26 protein-coding genes are annotated in these 19,232 nt (G+C 48.3%); 20 read left to right on the top strand and 6 right to left on the bottom strand.

All coding sequences use genetic code 11. From position 1 onward, the window contains the following. Window positions 1-97: 97 nt before the first annotated feature. From AC5LIL_RS12985 to AC5LIL_RS12960, 6 genes are all read left to right on the top strand, one after another. Entirely contained in the window at window positions 98-754 is a 657-nt protein-coding gene (locus AC5LIL_RS12985; RefSeq protein ID WP_015880579.1) for a redox-sensing transcriptional repressor Rex, read from the top strand. After that, entirely contained in the window at window positions 754-972 is a 219-nt protein-coding gene (tatA, locus tag AC5LIL_RS12980) for a twin-arginine translocase TatA/TatE family subunit (protein WP_034770678.1), read from the top strand. The genes AC5LIL_RS12985 and tatA overlap by 1 nt, the downstream gene beginning before the upstream one ends. A 3-nt stretch (window positions 973-975) precedes the next feature. Next, window positions 976-1,764, top strand: coding sequence for a twin-arginine translocase subunit TatC (tatC, locus tag AC5LIL_RS12975; RefSeq protein ID WP_214742996.1), 789 nt, complete (start codon window positions 976-978; stop codon window positions 1,762-1,764). Window positions 1,765-1,895: 131 nt separating this feature from the next. After that, on the top strand, window positions 1,896-2,189 hold the full coding sequence (locus AC5LIL_RS12970) for a hypothetical protein (RefSeq protein WP_214779874.1): 294 nt from the start codon (window positions 1,896-1,898) through the stop codon (window positions 2,187-2,189). Between the two features lie 38 nt (window positions 2,190-2,227). Continuing rightward, window positions 2,228-2,521, top strand: coding sequence for a hypothetical protein (locus tag AC5LIL_RS12965; RefSeq protein WP_214786294.1), 294 nt, complete (start codon window positions 2,228-2,230; stop codon window positions 2,519-2,521). Window positions 2,522-2,692: 171 nt separating this feature from the next. Further along, complete coding sequence (locus tag AC5LIL_RS12960; RefSeq protein ID WP_211781838.1) at window positions 2,693-4,039, top strand: FAD-dependent oxidoreductase; 1,347 nt, start codon at window positions 2,693-2,695, stop codon at window positions 4,037-4,039. Between the two features lie 34 nt (window positions 4,040-4,073). Here AC5LIL_RS12960 and AC5LIL_RS12955 read toward each other — a convergent pair whose 3' ends face one another. Next, window positions 4,074-4,256 carry a PspC domain-containing protein gene (locus AC5LIL_RS12955; RefSeq protein ID WP_026824450.1) on the bottom strand — a complete coding sequence of 61 codons (183 nt, stop codon included), beginning with the start codon at window positions 4,254-4,256 and terminating at the stop codon, window positions 4,074-4,076. Window positions 4,257-4,340: 84 nt separating this feature from the next. Further along, window positions 4,341-5,273, bottom strand: coding sequence for an ABC transporter substrate-binding protein (locus AC5LIL_RS12950; RefSeq protein WP_499824328.1), 933 nt, complete (start codon window positions 5,271-5,273; stop codon window positions 4,341-4,343). Between the two features lie 121 nt (window positions 5,274-5,394). Between AC5LIL_RS12950 and AC5LIL_RS12945 the strand changes: the two genes are divergently transcribed. The 5 genes from AC5LIL_RS12945 to AC5LIL_RS12925 all read left to right on the top strand — a co-directional run bounded on the left by AC5LIL_RS12945 (window position 5,395) and on the right by AC5LIL_RS12925 (window position 9,372). Beyond that, window positions 5,395-6,375, top strand: a complete 981-nt coding sequence (locus AC5LIL_RS12945; RefSeq protein ID WP_499824327.1) for a FecCD family ABC transporter permease — start codon at window positions 5,395-5,397, stop codon at window positions 6,373-6,375. Continuing rightward, window positions 6,372-7,418: a FecCD family ABC transporter permease gene (locus AC5LIL_RS12940; RefSeq protein ID WP_499824325.1), complete on the top strand. Its 1,047-nt coding sequence runs from the start codon at window positions 6,372-6,374 to the stop codon at window positions 7,416-7,418. Before AC5LIL_RS12945 ends, AC5LIL_RS12940 begins: the two co-directional genes overlap by 4 nt. Further along, window positions 7,415-8,221, top strand: coding sequence for an ABC transporter ATP-binding protein (locus AC5LIL_RS12935; RefSeq protein ID WP_499824324.1), 807 nt, complete (start codon window positions 7,415-7,417; stop codon window positions 8,219-8,221). Before AC5LIL_RS12940 ends, AC5LIL_RS12935 begins: the two co-directional genes overlap by 4 nt. 95 nt (window positions 8,222-8,316) lie before the next feature. Then, window positions 8,317-8,790: a hypothetical protein gene (locus tag AC5LIL_RS12930; RefSeq protein ID WP_159563401.1), complete on the top strand. Its 474-nt coding sequence runs from the start codon at window positions 8,317-8,319 to the stop codon at window positions 8,788-8,790. Between the two features lie 3 nt (window positions 8,791-8,793). Continuing rightward, on the top strand, window positions 8,794-9,372 hold the full coding sequence (locus AC5LIL_RS12925) for an NADPH-dependent F420 reductase (protein WP_499824322.1): 579 nt from the start codon (window positions 8,794-8,796) through the stop codon (window positions 9,370-9,372). 37 nt (window positions 9,373-9,409) lie between these two features. On the opposite strand, the gene AC5LIL_RS12920 is transcribed toward AC5LIL_RS12925, so the two are convergent. Beyond that, window positions 9,410-9,745 (bottom strand): TM2 domain-containing protein, encoded by a 336-nt coding sequence (locus AC5LIL_RS12920; RefSeq protein ID WP_499824321.1) that lies wholly within the window; start codon window positions 9,743-9,745, stop codon window positions 9,410-9,412. Between the two features lie 104 nt (window positions 9,746-9,849). On the opposite strand from AC5LIL_RS12920, the gene AC5LIL_RS12915 reads away from it, so the two are divergent. Beyond that, complete coding sequence (locus AC5LIL_RS12915; RefSeq protein WP_015880595.1) at window positions 9,850-10,008, top strand: hypothetical protein; 159 nt, start codon at window positions 9,850-9,852, stop codon at window positions 10,006-10,008. Next, window positions 10,005-10,403, top strand: a complete 399-nt coding sequence (locus AC5LIL_RS12910; protein ID WP_499824320.1) for a hypothetical protein — start codon at window positions 10,005-10,007, stop codon at window positions 10,401-10,403. Before AC5LIL_RS12915 ends, AC5LIL_RS12910 begins: the two co-directional genes overlap by 4 nt. 36 nt (window positions 10,404-10,439) lie before the next feature. Here AC5LIL_RS12910 and AC5LIL_RS12905 read toward each other — a convergent pair whose 3' ends face one another. Beyond that, window positions 10,440-11,675, bottom strand: coding sequence for an MDR family MFS transporter (locus AC5LIL_RS12905; protein WP_499824319.1), 1,236 nt, complete (start codon window positions 11,673-11,675; stop codon window positions 10,440-10,442). Window positions 11,676-11,777: 102 nt separating this feature from the next. Here AC5LIL_RS12905 and AC5LIL_RS12900 point away from each other — a divergent pair, with 102 nt between their 5' ends. Further along, entirely contained in the window at window positions 11,778-13,403 is a 1,626-nt protein-coding gene (locus AC5LIL_RS12900) for an ABC transporter substrate-binding protein (protein ID WP_499824318.1), read from the top strand. A gap of 11 nt (window positions 13,404-13,414) precedes the next feature. Beyond that, complete coding sequence (locus AC5LIL_RS12895; RefSeq protein ID WP_499824316.1) at window positions 13,415-13,816, top strand: hypothetical protein; 402 nt, start codon at window positions 13,415-13,417, stop codon at window positions 13,814-13,816. A gap of 14 nt (window positions 13,817-13,830) precedes the next feature. On the opposite strand, the gene AC5LIL_RS12890 is transcribed toward AC5LIL_RS12895, so the two are convergent. Continuing rightward, window positions 13,831-14,040, bottom strand: coding sequence for a YdiK family protein (locus tag AC5LIL_RS12890; RefSeq protein ID WP_214697034.1), 210 nt, complete (start codon window positions 14,038-14,040; stop codon window positions 13,831-13,833). Between the two features lie 16 nt (window positions 14,041-14,056). After that, entirely contained in the window at window positions 14,057-14,752 is a 696-nt protein-coding gene (locus AC5LIL_RS12885; RefSeq protein WP_251307233.1) for a CPBP family intramembrane glutamic endopeptidase, read from the bottom strand. Window positions 14,753-14,965: 213 nt separating this feature from the next. On the opposite strand from AC5LIL_RS12885, the gene groES reads away from it, so the two are divergent. The 5 genes from groES to AC5LIL_RS12860 all read left to right on the top strand — a co-directional run bounded on the left by groES (window position 14,966) and on the right by AC5LIL_RS12860 (window position 19,077). Next, window positions 14,966-15,250 carry a co-chaperone GroES gene (gene groES / locus AC5LIL_RS12880; RefSeq protein WP_074032569.1) on the top strand — a complete coding sequence of 95 codons (285 nt, stop codon included), beginning with the start codon at window positions 14,966-14,968 and terminating at the stop codon, window positions 15,248-15,250. Between the two features lie 39 nt (window positions 15,251-15,289). Continuing rightward, entirely contained in the window at window positions 15,290-16,924 is a 1,635-nt protein-coding gene (gene groL, locus AC5LIL_RS12875) for a chaperonin GroEL (protein WP_214697033.1), read from the top strand. 133 nt (window positions 16,925-17,057) lie between these two features. Continuing rightward, window positions 17,058-17,840, top strand: coding sequence for a hypothetical protein (locus AC5LIL_RS12870; RefSeq protein ID WP_499824315.1), 783 nt, complete (start codon window positions 17,058-17,060; stop codon window positions 17,838-17,840). 16 nt (window positions 17,841-17,856) lie between these two features. Next, window positions 17,857-18,060, top strand: a complete 204-nt coding sequence (locus tag AC5LIL_RS12865; RefSeq protein ID WP_499824314.1) for a hypothetical protein — start codon at window positions 17,857-17,859, stop codon at window positions 18,058-18,060. 408 nt (window positions 18,061-18,468) lie between these two features. Beyond that, a complete protein-coding gene (locus AC5LIL_RS12860; protein WP_499824313.1) occupies window positions 18,469-19,077 on the top strand; it encodes an SH3 domain-containing protein in 609 nt (202 codons plus the stop codon). Window positions 19,078-19,232 lie beyond the last annotated feature (155 nt).

The raw sequence follows: 19,232 nt of genomic DNA, 5'->3' as shown, positions 1-19,232 counted from the left end.
GGTATATTCGTTGAGTGGTCATGTGAATTCGTTTACAATCAAGGTGTATGAAATTCAGATTCGTTTGTAACGTGTCGTAAAAAGGAGGCTCTTTCCGTTGAGTCAAAACGAACCAAAGATTCCACAAGCGACAGCCAAACGGTTGCCACTATACTATCGATTTATTCAAAGCCTGCACGCATCAGGTAAACAACGTGTCTCTTCAGCAGAACTGAGTGAGGCGGTCAAGGTCGATTCGGCTACGATTCGCCGTGATTTCTCGTACTTCGGTGCGCTCGGTAAAAAGGGATATGGCTATAACGTGCAGTATCTGTTAGACTTTTTCCGAAAGACACTGAATCAGGACGAGATTACGAATGTCGCCTTGGTCGGGGTCGGTCACCTTGGGACGGCATTCGTCAACTATAACTTCCTTAAAAACAATAACACACATATCGTCGTCGGGTTCGATGCAGACGAGACAAAAGTCGGCACGACGATGTCAGGTGTCCCAATTCATCACGTCGATGAGATGGAACAGATCATGAAGCAAAACAAGATCGACGTCGCCATTTTGACGGTACCTTCTGCCTATGCGCAGTCCGTCGCAGACGACTTGGTCCGTTTCGGCATCAAGGGCATCTTGAACTTTACACCGGCACGACTTACCGTACCGGACACGGTTCGCGTCCATCACATCGATTTGTCGATTGAGCTGCAGTCACTCATTTACTTTATGCAACACTATCCAACCGCTGAGGGGGTCCATCAATAATGGAATTACTAGCATCATCACTCGTCGTCGGGATTCCGGGTGGGGCGAGTCTATTCATCATCGCCATCATCGCGCTCATCATCTTCGGACCGAAGAAATTACCGGAGTTTGGTCGCGCGGCCGGACAAACGCTTCGTGAGTTCAAAAATGCAACGAACGGCATGATGAACGAGCACGACGAGAACGACAAGAAAGCTATCGAAAAGAAAGAGCAGTAAGCCATGAATCATCAACCTGATCAAGAGCGGGAACTCACCGATCACTTGACAGAGCTGCGGAGACGACTGATGCTATCTGCATTTGTCGTCTTTGCCTTCTTTTTGATGGCTTTGCCGAGTGTCAAATATGTACTCGCGTACTTGCAAGAAGATCTCGTCGAACGCGGGCTCGAACTGAACGCCTTTGGGGTCGCGGACCCGCTCATGATTTACTTGAACTTGGCGCTCATCATCGGCCTGATTGCGGCGAGCCCATTCCTACTGTATCAAGTGTGGGCGTTTGTCGCACCCGGTCTGCATCCGAATGAACGAAAAGGTACGCTCGCTTATATCCCGATCATCTTCGGATTATTCTTGATTGGCCTTGCGTTCGCCTACTACTGGTTATTCCCGCTTGTCCTCGATATCTCGACGGACCTCGGGCAAGACCTTGGACTCGAACAAATCATCGGAGCGAACAATTACTTCACGTTCTTGTTGCAACTGACGATTCCGTTCGGTCTATTGTTCCAATTGCCGGTCGTGACGATGTTCTTGACCCGGATTGGTGTCGTGACACCATACTTCTTATCGAAGATTCGTAAGTATGCGTACTTCGCGCTATTCGTAGTCGCGGCATTCATCACACCACCGGATTTGACGTCGCACCTTATGGTGTCATTGCCACTCTTCTTCCTATATGAAATCAGTTTATCGATTTCACGCGTCGCCTACAAAGGGGTGTTGCGCCGGGAGAAAGAAGCGATGGTGCAAGAACAGATGGATTTAATGAAACAGATGAATGAAAAATGAGCATCGTTCCGTAAGTGGAATGATGCTTTTTTGTTGTGACATACTGTTATGATAGGATACGAGCGATTGAGAAATTTTTCCATTTTGTATGCTATAATAAAACGAGGCACATATGTAAGGGAGGATGCACGATGATTCGGGAGTACAACGGAGAGGACTTTATATTGCTAGGCACGATGACAACCATCTTACTGTTTTTCTTATTTTTCTCTATACAATCTCGATTGCGACGTCAATTCATCGTTTCGTCGTTGCTACTCGTGACTGGCTATATCTTCTTTTTTGTCGGAATGACAATCGTACGTGGTTGGGACGCGATCGGCTGGCTTGCACTAGGGCTGATCTTGTACGTGCTTGGTATGATTCTTCACGTTGGCATTGTCATTTATCAGAGAGTGAAAAGTAGACGTGAAGGAGAGTCTTGAAAGAGTCGTTCCAATCAAGTTATGAGGAGGTAAAAAGGATGAATGACATTATCATTTTGCTCGTATTGCTGTTTGGACTGACACTGGGAGTCATCATTTCAACGTATCAAATGATTCGAACGAAGAAACAAAGGCCTTTTCCATTCATCTTGAATACAGTATTGGTCGTAAGTGGCTATACGCTATTGGTTGGCAGTTTGATGCTTGGATACGGATGGGGAGCATTGTGGTGGGCGGTCGTCGGGCTCGCTATGAACGTCTTCGGTTTGATCGTGCATCTATTTGTAATAATCTATCATCTATTATTGAAAAAGCGGCGAGTCCGGTCATGAGAATGAGCGGATTTTTTCTGTTCAAACTTTAGACACTTTTACGTGAAAAAGTGAGCAAAGTCATTGAATCTTATATTGTGAAATAGTACACTAAGGTCAAGAAGTAAATGTGATGTTTATCACAATATAAAACGAAACGTATTGTTTAACATAAAAGGAGAGACGACTCATATGAAAATCGCAGTCATCGGATGTACACACGCAGGAACAGCAGCAGTCAAAGGATTACTCGCCAAGCACGACAATCTCGATATCACCGTTTACGAGCGGAACGATAACGTTAGCTTCCTCTCGTGTGGGATTGCGCTCCACGTTGGTGGTGTCGTCCAACGTGCGGAAGAGTTATTCTACTCGTCACCACGTGAACTTGAAGAACTCGGTGCGACGATGCGCATGAAACATGACGTCTTGTCGATCGACTCCGAAGCGAAGACGGTCCACGCTAAAAATCTTGAGACCGGTGAAGACGTGCATGACACGTATGACCGCTTGATCGTCACGACGGGTTCATGGCCGATCGTCCCGACGCTCCCAGGAATCGAAATGAATGGAATCGAGCTCTGTAAAAACTACGCGCACGCCCAACGCATCATCGAGCGGGCGACAGACGCGACGAAGATTGCCGTCATCGGGGCTGGCTATATCGGGGTCGAGCTCGTCGAAGCGTTCGAATCATACGGAAAACACGTCACATTCATCGATAGTGCCGACCGCATCTTGAATAAGTATCTCGACAAGTCGTTCACGGATCAATTGGAAGCGGATATGACCAGTCGCGGAATCGACCTCGAACTCGGTCAGACGGTCGAGGCATTCCGTGGAACGAGCGGAAATGTCACACATGTCGTAACAGACAAAGGTGAATTCGAAGCGGATCTCGTCATTCTCTGTGTCGGATTCCGTCCGAACACAGGACTCTTAGAAGGACAGATCGATATGCTTGGGAACGGTGCCATCATCGTCGATGAATATATGCGTACGAGCAACCCAGATATCTTTGCGGCAGGGGACAGCTGTGCCGTCTACTATAACCCGGCGCGTACACACGCCTATATCCCACTTGCGACGAACGCTGTCCGCATGGGAACACTCGTCGCGGAGAACATGATGCAACCACGCGTCCGCTACCAAGGGACACAAGGAACGTCGGGACTTCGACTTTATGACTGGAATATCGCGTCATCTGGTCTGACGGAAGAAGCGGCAGCACTCTTTGGACTCGAAGTGGAAAGTGTCGTCATCGAGGACGCGTATCGTCCGGAGTTCATGCCGACCGCAGAGAAAGTCGAATTCAAACTCGTCTATGAAAAAGGGACACATCGTATTGTCGGTGGACAAGTGTTATCGAAAGCGGATTTGACGCAAGCGGTCAACACGCTCTCCCTCGCCATTCAAAACGAGATGACGATTGAAGAGCTCGCCTATGTCGACTTCTTCTTCCAACCGCACTACAACAAGCCATGGCACTTCCTGAACAGCGGAGCGCTTGAAGCGATGAAAGACAAAGTGAATGCCTAACAAAAAACGCGGAAGCGAACAGCTTCTGCGTTTTTTATAGATAGTGTGGTTCATCTTTCATCAAATTGGCAAGAAGGATGTAGATGAGAAAGTTAGCCGGCAAAAAGACAAATAGTAGCCGAATACCGAGTGATGAGATATTCACGTATTCAGCGATCCCGCCGCATACTCCGGCAATAGAGCGGTCCGTCGCCGACTTTCGAAGTGTACGTTGCATAGTAAAGCTCCTTATGAGTTGATATGTAAATTTTACCATATGAGTGTATAAAAAAGCGCATCAATTTAATTGATGCGCTACTGTTTATTTCAAGATGTCGACGAGTTCATCGAGCACTTGGTTGGCAGACAAGACGCCACCAGACGTGTTCCAAATGTCATCACTGACTTCTGTCACTTCCCCTGCTTTGACAGCATCGAGGTCTTTCCACAACTGATTCGATTGCCATTCTTCGGCTGTCTTCGACCCGTCTGCTCCACCATATGTGAAGTAGACAATATGGTCACCATCCATCTCTGGGATGCGTTCCATCGCGACTGGCTCAGCGAATTCCGCTTTATCTTGTGACGCTGGACGTTTGATGCCGACATCGTTAAGGATGACGCCGGAGAAGCTGTCATTGAAGTAGATGCGTGACTCGCCAGGAAGGAAGCGGACGACCGAGAGTTCTTTATTCACGGCGTCTCCGAGTTCCGCTTTCGTATCTTCGACGTGCTGATCGTAGTCGGCCAACGCTTGGTTGCCTTCCTCTTCTAGGTTGAGTGCGTTCGCATAAAGGGCGAAGTTCTCTTGCCAATCACCTTTGAGCGTCTCTGACATGACCGTCGGTGCGATGGCGTTTAATTTGTCATAGATGTTCTCTTGACGAAGTTTCGTTCCGATGATGAGATCGGGTTTCAATTTTGCGATGGCCTCTAGATTGACTTCGCTTTCTGTTCCGACTTCTGTGACGTCTGTCATCTCGGACTCAATGTGCGGGTACCACGGGTCGCCGTTCCATGATTTGACGGCTCCGACTGGTTTGACGCCGAGGGCGAGAAGGGCTTCTGTCCCTTCGTTCGTCAAGATGACGACACGTTCCGGGTTTTCAGGTACGTCCGCCGTTCCCATCGCGTGCTCAATCGAGCGAGTCGCTGTTTCTGAACTTGTATCGTTCTCTGTATCGTCAGACCCGCCGCAAGCAGCGAGGACGACGGTTAAGCAAAGCGTAAGTAACGCGAGCATCCACTTTTTCATTACCATTCTCCTCTATGTAGGTGATTTTCCTTCCTGACTATAAGTGATAATGATTCTCAATGTCAACCCCTTTTTCTGGAACGCAATATTTGCTATGGTAGGAAAGGAAAGAAGTGAGGACATGAAAAAACCTTGGATCAAATTACTTCTCTTGATCATTTGCTTACCAATTTTAAGCTATATCAGCTTGCGCGTCGGTGTCATCGCCGTCAGTCATGAAGATCTGATGACGTTCCAAGCAGACAATTCATCACAAGCGATGATTGCGTTGGCAGACAATCGGATCCCACGTACAGTCGTTGCGCTACTCGTCGGGAGCGTACTCGGTCTCGCCGGTCTCATCTTTCAACTTGTGACGCGTAACCCGCTCGCATCTCCCGATATTTTGGCTGTGAACGCAGGTGCGAGCCTGGCCATCGTGCTCGTGACCCTTTTTGGGTTTAGCAGTATTGCCTCATTCACGACAGCTTCGCTCATCGGAGCGTTTGTTGCCGGCGTGATTGTCTATCTACTGAGTGCGAACGGAGGAAACGTCATGTATATGACGCTTGCCGGGGCGTCGCTTGCCGCTCTATTCAGCTCATTTACCCAGTCAATCATCGCGTATGAGGAAGGTGCGCTTGATGAGGTACTGTTCTGGTTGACCGGATCAGTCGCCGGACGATCGCTCACGCTCGTCGAGACGTTGTTGCCATGGATGGCGGCGGCGGTCATTCTCGTTCTCTTGCTCAGTAAAGAGTTAGAGACGTTATCGCTCGGAGACCAGGTCGCCCGTTCACTCGGGCAAAATGTCGGCATCATCAAGTTCGTCGCCGTGACGCTCGCCGTCGTGCTCTCCGCATTCGGGGTGGCACTTGCCGGACCAATCGCATTTGTTGGTCTGCTCGCTCCCCATTTGGCGAAATATCTGTTCGGGACGGCGTTTTTTGCACGTCTTGCGGGAAGTGCCCTGCTCGGAAGCGTCCTGTTGCTTGCGGCCGATATTTTAGGACGCGTCATCCTGTTCCCACGCGAAGTGACAGTGGGCGTCGTGCTCGCGGTCGTCGGTGGGGCATTCTTCATCTATCTCGTCAGTGTCAGACAAGGAGTCTTTAAATCATGAAAACATATCGCTTTCGAAAAGGTCCTGTCTCGTTCACGCTCCGAAAGCGTGAAATCGAGTTGGCTCTTCTACTGATTACAGGGTTATTCCTGTCAATCTATTTCGGGCTCGCAATCGGTGACACATTCCTTAGTCCCGCCTCACTCGCTGCTTTGTTCGTCGGGGCGGGGGATGCGTTCGAACAGCTCGTCGTCTTCGAGTTTCGGATGCCACGCGTGTTGATGGCGATCACTGCCGGCGCAAGTCTCGCCGTCAGCGGTCACTTGTTACAACTGACGATCAAAAACGAACTGGCATCCCCGGAGATTTTCGGGATTGTCGGAGGTGCAGGGGTTGCGACGGCTACGTTCTTCACCGTTTTCTCGGATGAGCGAACGAATCAGCTGTCAGTGCCGCTCGCCTATATCCCAATCGCTTCGTTCCTTGGGGCGATTGTTGTCGGGATGTTCCTCTTCTATTTGTTGAAACGTGGAGTTCCACCTGTCCGGCTAGCACTTGTTGGGATTGGAATCAGCATCTTCTCGCAAGGAATCGTTCAGTTCATGATGCTCGCCTCGAACGTTTACCGAAAGAATGATATCCAACAATGGCTCACCGGTACAGTCTACGCCGCGACGTGGAATCAATTGAAGATTATGGTGCCGTTCGTCCTTCTCTTTTTGCTGGCAGCCTTCTTGATTGAACGTCATGTTCGTCCGCTTCATATCAGTGAAGCGACAGCGACGAGCATCGGCGTACCGGTACGAGGGATTCAGCGTGGGACGTTGTTGCTTTCCTGTTTACTCGCCGGTATTGGTGTCGCTTTTGTCGGTGCAATCGGTTTTGTTGGGTTGATGGCACCTCATATCGCTCGACAAGGGTTGAAGCTCCCTTACATTTGGGCGACGCTGCTTGTAGGGGCGACGATTGTCGTGTTGGCGGACGTACTCGCTCGGACGATTTTTTATCCGTATGAACTACGGACCGGCGTGATGACAGCCGTCATCGGAGCACCGTATTTCTTCTACTTACTTCGACGGATGATGAAAGGAAGCATGAGATGAACACATTTGATTTGAACCACGTAACCATCGGATATGAACAGAAGACGGTGCTCGATCAATTATCATTCTCCATCCCACATGGGAAAATCACCGTCCTTCTCGGGGCGAACGGATGTGGGAAGTCAACCCTCCTCTCGACGCTCGCGCGCCAACGTGATGCATTAGGTGGGGAGATTGCATTTCGGGGAAAACCGCTTGATTCGTATCGCGCGAAAGAGGCGGCTCGACTCATGGCCTTCATGCCGCAAGTGAACGTGGCACCGGATGGATTGACCGTCGAACAACTTGTCCGCTTCGGTCGTTATCCGTATCAGACGTTCTTCAAACGATACTCGGAAGACGATGAACGTGCGGTTGAGCGGGCACTCGCCTTCACGGATACGGTGTCGCTCCGTGACACGCTCGTCAGCAACCTTTCCGGTGGACAAAAGCAACGGGTGTGGATTGCGTTGGCACTTGCCCAAGAGTCGGAGACGATTCTGCTCGATGAACCGACGACATACTTGGATATGTCGCACCAAATCGAGATTTTGGATTTGATGTATCGATTGAATCGTTTAGAAGGCAAAACCATCATCATGGTACTTCATGACCTTCATCTCGCTTGTCGCTATGCCGATCATGTCATCGCACTAGCTGGTGGTAACGTGTATCGGGAAGGAAGTCCGAACGATGTCGTCGACGAGACGTTCATGAAAGACGTATTCGGTCTCAAGGTCGTCGTAACCGAAGACCCCCTATATGGGACACCGCTCTGTGTACCGTATTCGCACTACGAGTTGAATGAAAAACGACCGACCTGAACCTAGTCTACGGACTAGGTTTTTTTACGGAAAAGCAGGGAAAAAGAGTAGGGTAAGTGCGCGTCATGTTTTCTACCTTAAAGGAGGAAATTGTCATGGCTAAAAAGGAAAAACAACCGTATCATATCGTCACGTTCACGTTCCCAGAAGAGGCGATTTCGTATCAAGCGTTCAGTAAACTGAAAAAGTACCATTCGGATGGGCTCGTCGGTTTTGAACAATTGGTCGTCATCAAGCGTGAAGAAAACGGGGCGTTCTCGTTTGAGGATGCGGCGCAGCTAGCACCCGTCAACAAGTCAACGAAAGGTGCGCTCATCGGGATGGCGGTTGGGATCCTCGGAGGTCCGTTCGGAATCCTGTTCGGGACACTTACAGGTGGTCTCATCGGCGGTACGAAAGACGTAAAACATTTACAAGGCATCCAAGACACGTTCAAGCGGACGGTCGGAAACATCGAACCGGGTCAGACGGGCGTCATGGCCATCGGGGAGGAATTCGACCCATCGATTTTAGACGGACTTGCAGAAGAGTATGGAGGAACGGTCACACGGACAGACGAGGAGTTGTGAGACATGAAACTCGGAATCTTAGGTGCCGGGAAAGTCGGTCGCACGCTCGGGGAGCAATTCGAACAGGCCGGTTATGAGGTGCTGTACGGGACACGGACGGAGCGGGAAGGGACGTTGACGTTACAAGAAGTCGCCTCAGCAAGCGATGTGCTCCTCCTTTGTACGCCTTTTGCGGCAGCGGTCGATCTGCTACCGACACTTGATGGACTGAATGGGAAAGTGTTGATTGATGTGACGAATCCGATCGCCATCGAGTTTAACGAGGTCGAGCGACCGGATGGGGTTTCGGGCGCGGAGTATTTGCAACGGCTCGTTCCTGATACGAAAGTCGTCAAAGCGTTCAATCAGACGGGCGTCGAGAATTTAGGTAATCCGGATGGTTCTGTCATGTTCATCGCAGGAGATGATGAAGAAGCGGTGCGACTTGTCGTCGAGCTATCGAACAAGATCGGCTTCGATACGCATCCGCTCCATGGGTTGAAGCTTGCCCGTGAACTAGAAGGGTTAGCGTGGCTATGGATTCATTATGCGGTGAAAGAACGGAAGACACGGGACTTCGCATTCTACTTAAAAGAACAGTGAAAAACGATCGGGGCGAGTAGCCTCGATCGTTTTTTGATTAGAACCCTGTGTAGCGGTCAGAGCGTGTTTGCAGTAGCTCGATCGTCTCACGTTCGATTTGTTCGACTTCGCGCTGTTGCCAACCTGGCATGAGGAACGCATCGACGAGTGCCCAGATTCCTGTGATGATGACACCGAAACCGAGCGTCAAGACGACGAGGAGGACCATCGCAATTCCTGACCCAATCTTTTTGAAATAAAAGCGATGTGCACCGAGTGCACCGAGGAAAAACCAAAGTAAGTACGCGACGAGTAAGCTGCGCTTGCGATTCTCGACTTCGCTGTTGACGAGCTGCATTTCTTCCGTCGTCAAATCCATGCGTGACACATTCATCGGATTTCAACTCCCTATCCATAATTGTTATAATAAGTTCGGACTCTAGTATATCGGAAAATGGATTTGTTTCCATGATTTCCTAAAAAGAAAAGAGGTTTGCTATGCTTTTTCCGATTTTGACGTTCATCGTCGCGTTTGTTCACGTCGTCGGTGGGGCGATTGCGCTGTATCAATATCCACAATATAAACGAATGGCCATCAGTGCCATCGTACTCGGATTCGTCTACGGTGGGTTGACTGTGGCTGTGATCGGGTTATGAAGTGGGGGGCAAATGGACCACTTCGTTCGCGTCTTCACATGCAGAGTGGCTATCAGTTGGGGACATATCTATTTTTAGGTCTCATCATCTTTGATTTACTTTTAGGTGACGTTCCGAGAACCTCATTTGCGATGTATGCCTTGTTCTTTTACTTTTGGCAACGGGAACGTGTCGAGAAAGAAGACAAGGCGTTAGCCGAAAAGATGAAGCAGCGGTCGAACGAGTGGACGATCACACTCGTCATCTTGCTTTGCTTCGTAGGCTATGCCGTCTCGCTCGGTTTACAAGAACCTTCTATTTCATTGCTCGAACTGAGCATTTACGGCTTCTCGACAATCTTTTGTATCCGGGCGTTGACATTGATTTATGCCATGCACCAAGAACAGCTCGACTAAAACCCATCCCTTCGCATGAGAAAGGATGGGTTTTATTTAAGAAACCGCTCGTCGTAGGGCGAGCTTTTCTTTTACATAGATACCGCTATAGACGAGGAAGCAGCCGAAGCTGACCAACAGTCCGATGTAGACGCTCATCATGAACGGGGTGAGAAGCGACCCAATCAAAATCGTCGAGCGCGATAAGAAGTCGGCACCGGCGAACGACGTCCCGGCAAACGCCGAGTACGCACCACGTCGGTCTTCTGGCATCATGTTCGCCTTCTCCGTATTTAACACCGGAGAGTACAACAATTCTCCGAACGTGGCGATGAGCATGAAGCCGAGAAGGAGCATCATCGAATTCGCACTCGTGATAACCGCGTAGCCGATTGTGTACAACGCGAGCCCACCGAGTAACGTGTGCTTGTTTGAGAAACGGGAGGCGAGACGTTGAATGAAGAACGTCAACGCGACGACGATAAGCGTATTTTCGATTTGAATGAGACTCATCATCCGCACCCCATTGATCGTCCAGTTTTCGAACGAGAGCGGTTCAAATGAATCGGCGAGTCGGACGGCGACGTAACTGCCCATGGAGAACTCAGCGGCGAGGATACACATCGAGCCGAAGACGACTTTAACGAACGGACGGTCACGCCAGGCAATTTGATAGCTTTGGAACACGTCGACGAAGACGAGTTTGAGCTTTTGTGAGGTCCACGTGCGTTTCGTGTCTTCGAGGAAGATGGCGTACGCAATCGGCAACATGCTCGACGTGAACGTCAAAATCCAAAACAGTAACAGCTGATTGCTGACATAGAGCCAGCCCCCGAGCGCCGTCCCAATCGTGATCGATAAGTTGATCAACCAGTAATCGAGCGCGTATACGGCTTTTCGGTTCTCCGGCGTCGTCGCATCGATGATGATCGCGCTCATCGCCGGCCGACCGAGGTTATTTGTGACCGTGAAGATCGTATAGGCGATCATGAAGACGATCATTTGGTCGAACTGGAGACTGAGCGTCATGACGAGAAACATCGATGCTGTGAGGCTAGCCGTCAACACGAGGAGTCGCTTCCGTGAAAATTTATCAGCGAGGTATCCCCCGATTAACCCGATGACGTATCCGAGACAGACGAGCGAGACTAAGAAGATGCCTGCAATCCATTCATTGAACGCTTTGACAAAGAGAAGTGCCATGAACGGCATGATGGCGAAAGAGATCGAGCGGTTGAAAAACGATGTCACGAGTCGGACTTTTATGGGTTTAGGTATATCTTTCCATTTCATATTGTCACCTTCCATTCTGTACCTGTATGATAAACAAGACAACGGATTTAAAAAATGGACGACATGGGGAAGTGATGTCCACTTTTAAGGGGGAAATGTGACGTGGATGCATATTTATTTCGATTGTGGAAAGAATGTCGGGACGGGGCTTACACGATTTCTGATATGGCGGAAGCTATCCATTTAAGCCCGAAGCAGACGAAGCGTCATTTGGCACGATGGCAAGAGGAAGGATGGCTCACGTATACGAGCGGACGCGGTCGCGGAAACTTGACGCGACTTGAATGGCTGCGACACGTGGAGCGCGACTTGGCGAAACAGCTACTCGAACGCATGGAGAAAGAGTCGGTCGAGGCGGTGACGAGTCAGCTCGAATGGGACTGGTCGCCTGCGCAGGCAGGGCGCTTCATGCGCCAGCTTGAGAAGAAGTTCGGTTACGTCCAAACATCGAGCGATGCGCTCATCATTCCGCGCCGTCGTCACTTTTTAACGACACATCCGCTTGAGGCGGCTGACATTCATAGCGCTCACCTCGTCCAAAACGTATTCAATCGTCTCTTCATGATTGATGCGTCCGGAGAGGTCACAGGAGAACTTGCCCATCATTACGAATGGCAAGGAAGTACGCTCGTCTTGTTTCTTCGGAAAGGCGTCCGTTTTCATGACGGGTCGCTCATGACGAGTAAAGACGTGACGAAGAGTTTACGCACACTCGTTCAGTCGGATGTGTATCGCTATATGTATCGGCACGTCCGGCATATCGCATCGAACGGCACGTATCGCGTCGATGTCACGCTCGACCGTCGCCGAAATTCCTACATCCCGAAATTGTCGATGATTCATACGAGCATCGCGAAAGGGAGCGTTGGGACAGGACCGTTTCAATTGGATCGCCACGACAAGGAGAAGACGGTCCTTCTCGCTTTCGAGAACTATTTTGGAGTTCGAGCACTCTTGGATCGTGTCGAGTTCATCAAAGTGCCAGACGGATATGACCCGACATATCGGATCTCGTCGCGGGATTCCAAAGAGACAGGACTGATCTCGACACCGTCCGGGTTCGGGCTTGTCATCTTAAACAGTCATCCGAATAGTGTGTTCGCTAATGAAGAGGCGAGGCATTATATACATCGCTTGATTGCGGAGATTCGTCCGGAGATTGGGACGTTGAATGAGCGAAGAACGCCGAACGACCGAGGTTTTCTCGGTTCGCTGAGTGAGACGTATGATGTTCCGGAAGGAGCACTCGTCACGTTCAATCGTCCGATACGAATCAAACAGACGGACTACACGAACGATACGACCGACTGGATTGCGGAGATGTTGACACGTCACGGGATTGCCTATGAGTTCGTGCCCATCAGTTTCAAAGATTCGATCCACGACAAAACGTATTATGAATATGTCGACTTGGTCGTTCACGGGGAAGTATTCGAGCGGAACGTCACGCTCGGGTTCGTACAATTCATGACGAACGAGTACTCTCCGCCGCATAAAGTGTTCCCTTACATGGAGGGATTAGCGGAACGAATCGAACGGTATGACGACTTGCCATTTGAGGACTGGTTGCAGTTGCACCGAGAAATCGAGCGCGAGTTGAAGGAGAAGTCGTACTTTATTCCGCTCTATAACGAGGAGCGAACGATTCCGTTCCCAGTTGAACTAAAGGACGTCTGTGTCGACTTGTTCGGTTATTTTGATTTTGCAAAACTATGGATTCCGTCGTAAGGAGGGGTATGGTGCGTAAGAAGTTACTCATTGGGTTCATGATCTTTTTTGTGGGGCTGTTTTTGTTCGCGCTATGGGATGGTGTGTTTCTTAGCATAACAATCGTGGGTCTAGGATTCACAATCTATGGTTATCGACACGAAGAAATTGAAAAGCTTGAGGATAAGGTGAGTAAGAGAATCATGAGACAAGTCGATGCGACACTCATGAACATCACGATTTACGGTATGCTGGTCATTGGCGTGGTCATCAATTTCTTCTTGGATGAACCGCAATTCCTACTGATTGATGTCGTTTATGTCGCCTTAGGTGTGTTGTTCGGTCTGCGTGGACTGCTCATTCGGAGTGTCTATCAAGAAGAAATACAGGATCAATCGAAAGTGACAACGATAAGAAAAAACCCGAGCTCGTAAGACTCGGGGTTTCGTTATGCGGATTTGTCCGTGCCTTCTTTTTTGACTTTTCGGGCGAGTGCCAAGATTTGATACACTTTGAAAAAGTCGTAAGCGGCGACGGCGATGATGAAGTACGTCCAGAAGCTGAACCCATACTCTTGTACCGAGAAGTACGCGAGGACGGTGAACAACACACCGAACGAGAGACTAAAGAGCAACATCACTTTTAATTGTCGCGGCATAACTGCCACCTCATTTCTACATTAAAAATAGTACGAGCATCACGAGCGCGTTGTTGAACGCGTGGATGGCGATTGGAACGATTAATCGTCTCGTCTTCGCATACGCGTATGAGAACGCGAAGCTCATCGCGATATACACGAGGAACCGATTGTCTTGGTGAATGAGCGCGAATAGGATCGAACTGACCCCAAAGGCAATCCAGAATCCGAAGCGAGCGTTCAAGTTTCCGAACAAAATATGGCGGAAGAGAATCTCTTCGATAATCGGTCCGAGCAAGACGACCGGCAAAATCATGAGTGGAATGACTTCCACCATTTCAGCAATATTTTGTGTGTTCATCGACTCGACCAGTTCACCAGAGATGGCCGTTTCAATCAAGTTCGCCACGATGACGAGCCCGTATTGCATCAAAATCCCGAGCCCGATCCATTTGACCGTGTCGTTCAAGTTCGACTGAATGCCTTGCGCCTTGTATTGTTTCAAGTCTGGCCAGATGAGTAAAATCGACAGAACAATCGTCACACCGAATCCGATGGCGAGCCAGAGTCCGACGAACGTTTCTGTTAACCATTCCGGTCGCACTTCGCTAATCACGATCGGGAATAGTTGAACGAACGCATATAATAAAATCGGGGTGAGGTGCCGGAGACGAATGTTAGGCGCCATCGAAAAACGGGTATTTATCGATTGGTTTGAGTTTAATGTAGCCAATTCAACACGTCCTTAATCATAAGAATGAACCTACCTTTTTCTCATTGTAACAAATAAGTTCTCTTGACCGCGAGTAGGAGCATTTTTTGATGTTCCCCACTTGATTTTTTAATCGTCGCATACTACACTTATCAATGTTAGCACTCCTTTTAACTGAGTGCTAAAACCTTACGATACACATTACATCATTCATATTCGGAGGAGGGTTTTTCCATGTTAAAACCACTAGGCGATCGTGTCATCATCGAAGTCGTGGAGAAAGAAGAAAAGACGATCGGGGGCATCGTGCTTCCTGATACGGCGAAAGAAAAGCCGCAACAAGGGAAAGTCATCGCAGTCGGAACGGGCCGTGTGACAGACCAAGGCGAGCGTATCGCTCTCGACGTGAAAGAAAATGATTTGGTCATCTACTCGAAGTACGCAGGTACCGAAGTGAAGCATGATGGAAAAGAGTACTTAATCGTTCGCGAGAGCGACATTCTCGCAATCGTAGGCTAAGCACCATTATTCAAAAACTTTTTTAGGGGGAAATGAACGATGGCAAAAGATATCAAATTCTCAGAAGATGCACGTCACGCGATGCTTCGCGGCGTCGACGCACTTGCTGACGCAGTCAAAGTAACGATTGGACCAAAAGGACGTAACGTCGTCCTCGAGAAGAAATTCGGTTCACCACTCATCACAAACGATGGCGTGACAATCGCGAAAGAAATCGAACTCGAAGACCGCTTCGAAAACATGGGCGCGAAACTCGTTGCTGAAGTCGCGTCGAAGACGAACGAAGTCGCAGGGGACGGTACGACAACAGCGACAGTCCTCGCACAAGCGATGATTCGTGAAGGGCTCAAGAACGTTACAGCGGGCGCGAACCCGATGATCCTTCGTAAAGGAATCGACAAAGCGGTACGTCGTGCACTCGAAGAATTGAAATTGATTTCAAAACCGATCGAGTCGAAAGAAGCGATTGCACAAGTCGCAGCCATCTCGGCAGCTGACGAAGAAGTCGGTGAATTGATCGCAGAAGCGATGGAGCGCGTCGGTAACGACGGTGTCATCACAATCGAAGAATCACGCGGCTTCACGACTGAACTCGACGTCGTCGAAGGGATGCAGTTCGACCGTGGCTACTTGTCACCTTACATGATTTCAGACTCTGACAAGATGGAAGCGTCACTCGACAATCCATACATCTTGATCACAGACAAGAAAATCTCAAACATTCAAGAAATCATCCCAGTGCTCGAGCAAGTCGTACAACAAGGGAAGCCGATCTTGATTGTCGCAGAAGATATCGAAGGCGATGCCCTCGCGACACTCGTCTTGAACAAACTCCGTGGTACGTTCAACGCGGTAGCCGTCAAAGCACCAGGATTCGGTGACCGTCGTAAAGCGATGCTTGAAGACCTCGCGACACTCACAGGTGGTCAAGTCATCACAGAAGACCTCGGTCTCGACCTCAAATCGGCATCACTCGATATGCTCGGTCGCGCGTCGAAAGTCGTCGTCACAAAAGACACAACGACTGTCGTCGAAGGTGCAGGGAACGAAGAAACAATCAAAGCACGCGTTCAAACGATTCGTAACCAAATCGAAGAGACAACGTCTGACTTCGATCGTGAAAAACTCCAAGAGCGTCTCGCGAAACTCGCAGGTGGCGTAGCCGTCGTCAAAGTCGGTGCAGCTACGGAGACAGAGCTCAAAGAGCGTAAACTCCGCATCGAAGACGCCCTCAACGCGACACGTGCGGCCGTTGAAGAAGGAATCGTTGCAGGTGGTGGTACATCACTCATCAACGTCATCCCAGCCGTTCGTGCGTTGCTTGCGGAAGTGACAGCGGATGAAGCAACTGGTGTCAAACTCGTCCTTCGCGCCCTCGAAGCACCGGTCCGTCAAATCGCGGAAAACGCGGGTGAAGAAGGTTCGGTCATCGTCGAGAAGCTCAAGAACGAGTCAGTCGGTGTCGGGTACAACGCGGCAACTGGCGAATACGTCGATATGATCGCACACGGTATCGTCGACCCGGCGAAAGTGACGCGTTCAGCACTTCAAAACGCAGCATCTGTCTCAGCGATGTTCCTCACAACTGAGGCTGTCATCGCAGACAAGCCAGAAAAAGACGCTCCTGCAATGCCTGACATGGGCGGCATGGGTGGAATGGGCGGCATGATGTAAGTCATACGCTTTTACAGAAACCATTCATCAGCGAAAGCTGGTGGGTGGTTTTTTTGTGTTAATGAGAATTAAGTATTGATTTTATCTAGATATCTCGAGATAATAGGTATATAAAATAAAGGAGGTCATTGTTGTGCCTAAAGAGACTGATTTTGCAGTTTTTGACCGGATTGCTAATAGTTTAGAGAGTATTGAAAAGTCTTTAAGACAGATAGCTAATAAACAGTTACCTTCGGGCAAACAAAGCAAAGTAATCGGTGAAGAAGCATCATTAGAATTAGACTTTTTGCAAAGAATTACTCAAGTCTATGTTAAAGAAGAAAAAATGAAAAAAGAAAAGAGTTTAAAAAGAAAATCTGCTGTTAGAGTGTCGAATGAGCTCGGGGGAACTATAGCTGATTTTTTAAATGAGCATATGGTAAATTTAATTGCTTCATCGCAAGAAGGCTACATCTTATTGCAAAGAGAAGGCGAGAATAAAGCATTATTTCGCTTTCAAACAGATTTAGGTTTTTGCAGAGGGGAAGCGTACTATGATGCCGTTAAGCACGGTTTAATGACAGCAAGAAGACATGGAGTGCCAGAAGAAAATACGTTTTTCATGATTGGATCGATAAAAAACAGTATTGACCATGCTCACGTCCAAAAAATCTTAAATCGTGAAAATGTTCCTAGCAATTCGGTCATTATGACTTCTTCTAATCACGAACTATTGGATGAATACCTTCAAGGTTATGTGAATTCTATCCCTCATCTAACTAATCCGGATAAACATATCTTTTTCCTAACTACTGATATTCATCCGAATACACTTGCTTGGGAGATTTTAAATGAAAACAAAAATGTTTGGGATAATGTTACATTTTTAAAACCGTCCATTTCGAAATTGATGGAGACGCTCAACTCAATTAAGTAAAGGAGGAAATGTATTTATGATCACTGTTCCTAAAAACAAGGGGAAAGTATATACCGAGGCAGAGATGAAGAAGTTAGACGATTGTGCAGCAAAAATCACTTCGAGAAAAGAGCTAGAACAGGAAGCAGAAAAATTATCGGAAGAAATGGATAGAACTTTAGCAGGTGTAGCCAAGCAACTCGAAAATAGATTAGATAGGCACTGGAACGAAAAGTTTTAAAATGTTATGAGAAAATAGGGTCTTCAAGATTCTAGTTTTTTGGCGCAATTTAACTTCGTGATTTAACTTGATGAAATGTCGATGAGTGAATATACTTTGGTACTTCGATCAATATATTTTTAGACATCAATCATCGTTGAATGTTCAGGCATCGCCAAACATCGTGCATCGCTATTCTTTTCAAATCAGTTACTAGAGTTGCAACTTCATATGATTGAGGTTGAGTTTGGATATCTCACGACATGTAGTGTTTCATTTTATAATCTCAAATCGATTCTAATAAATCTCTTCACAGTTTATTGATATATTCTACAGTTTCAGAGAGATCAATTCACTTAAGAATTAAATCCTTATATTCCTTAGACCCCATATAATGGTATGATTTTTCTAAAAGAGGAGAGTGAGATTTTGAAGAAAATGATGTGTATCATACCGTTACTGCTATTGTTCGGATGCGCTAGCGCAGATGACACGGGTGCCGACAAGAAACTCGAAGAGAAGAATGCGACGCTGATGGCTGAGAATGAGGAATTGTCGAAACAATTGGAGGACTCGAAAGCAGAACTCGATAAATTCAAAGAAGAGGCAGAAGCGCGTGAGAAAGAGTTAGATGAGAAGCTCAAAAAAACTGAGAAAGAGCTGGAAGAACTATATGCATCGACAGGTGTAGTCGATGAGAGCGAGGATCTAGGTCGCGGCATCCCGACACCGGGAGACCCTGCCCTCCCTTCGCCAAAACCGGGCACGTATGTTCCTACGGCTAGTGAGCAGGAGCGGATGGAATACTTAGATCCATCTGAGGAACGTTATGCCTATGCGAAGACTGACGGCAGTGTGTTGCATGTTCGGGATAAACCTTCTAAAGAAGGCAAGATTTTGACTAGCCTCACGGACGGATACGAGATGCGTATTTTGGCTTACAGTGAGGACCAGCTGTGGTGCTATATCGAAACGACCACTTATGATGGAGAAGCGATATCTGGATTCATCTCAGCTGAGTTCACATTCGTACCATGAACATAACTAAAAAGGATTGGTCCGTCGTTTCAAAGACGGACCAATCCTTTTGTTTATGATTCGAGAGGTGGCCCTTCCACATTTTCAACGAATCTTCCTTAAAGTTAGTTTCGTCACTTGGAGTGGTAGACACTTCGTCTTCAATCGATTGTCAC

This window comes from Exiguobacterium sp. RM11 (genome assembly GCF_059821525.1).
Note: the sequence above shows the minus strand (reverse complement) of the source record. Positions and strands in the feature narration are given on the sequence as shown.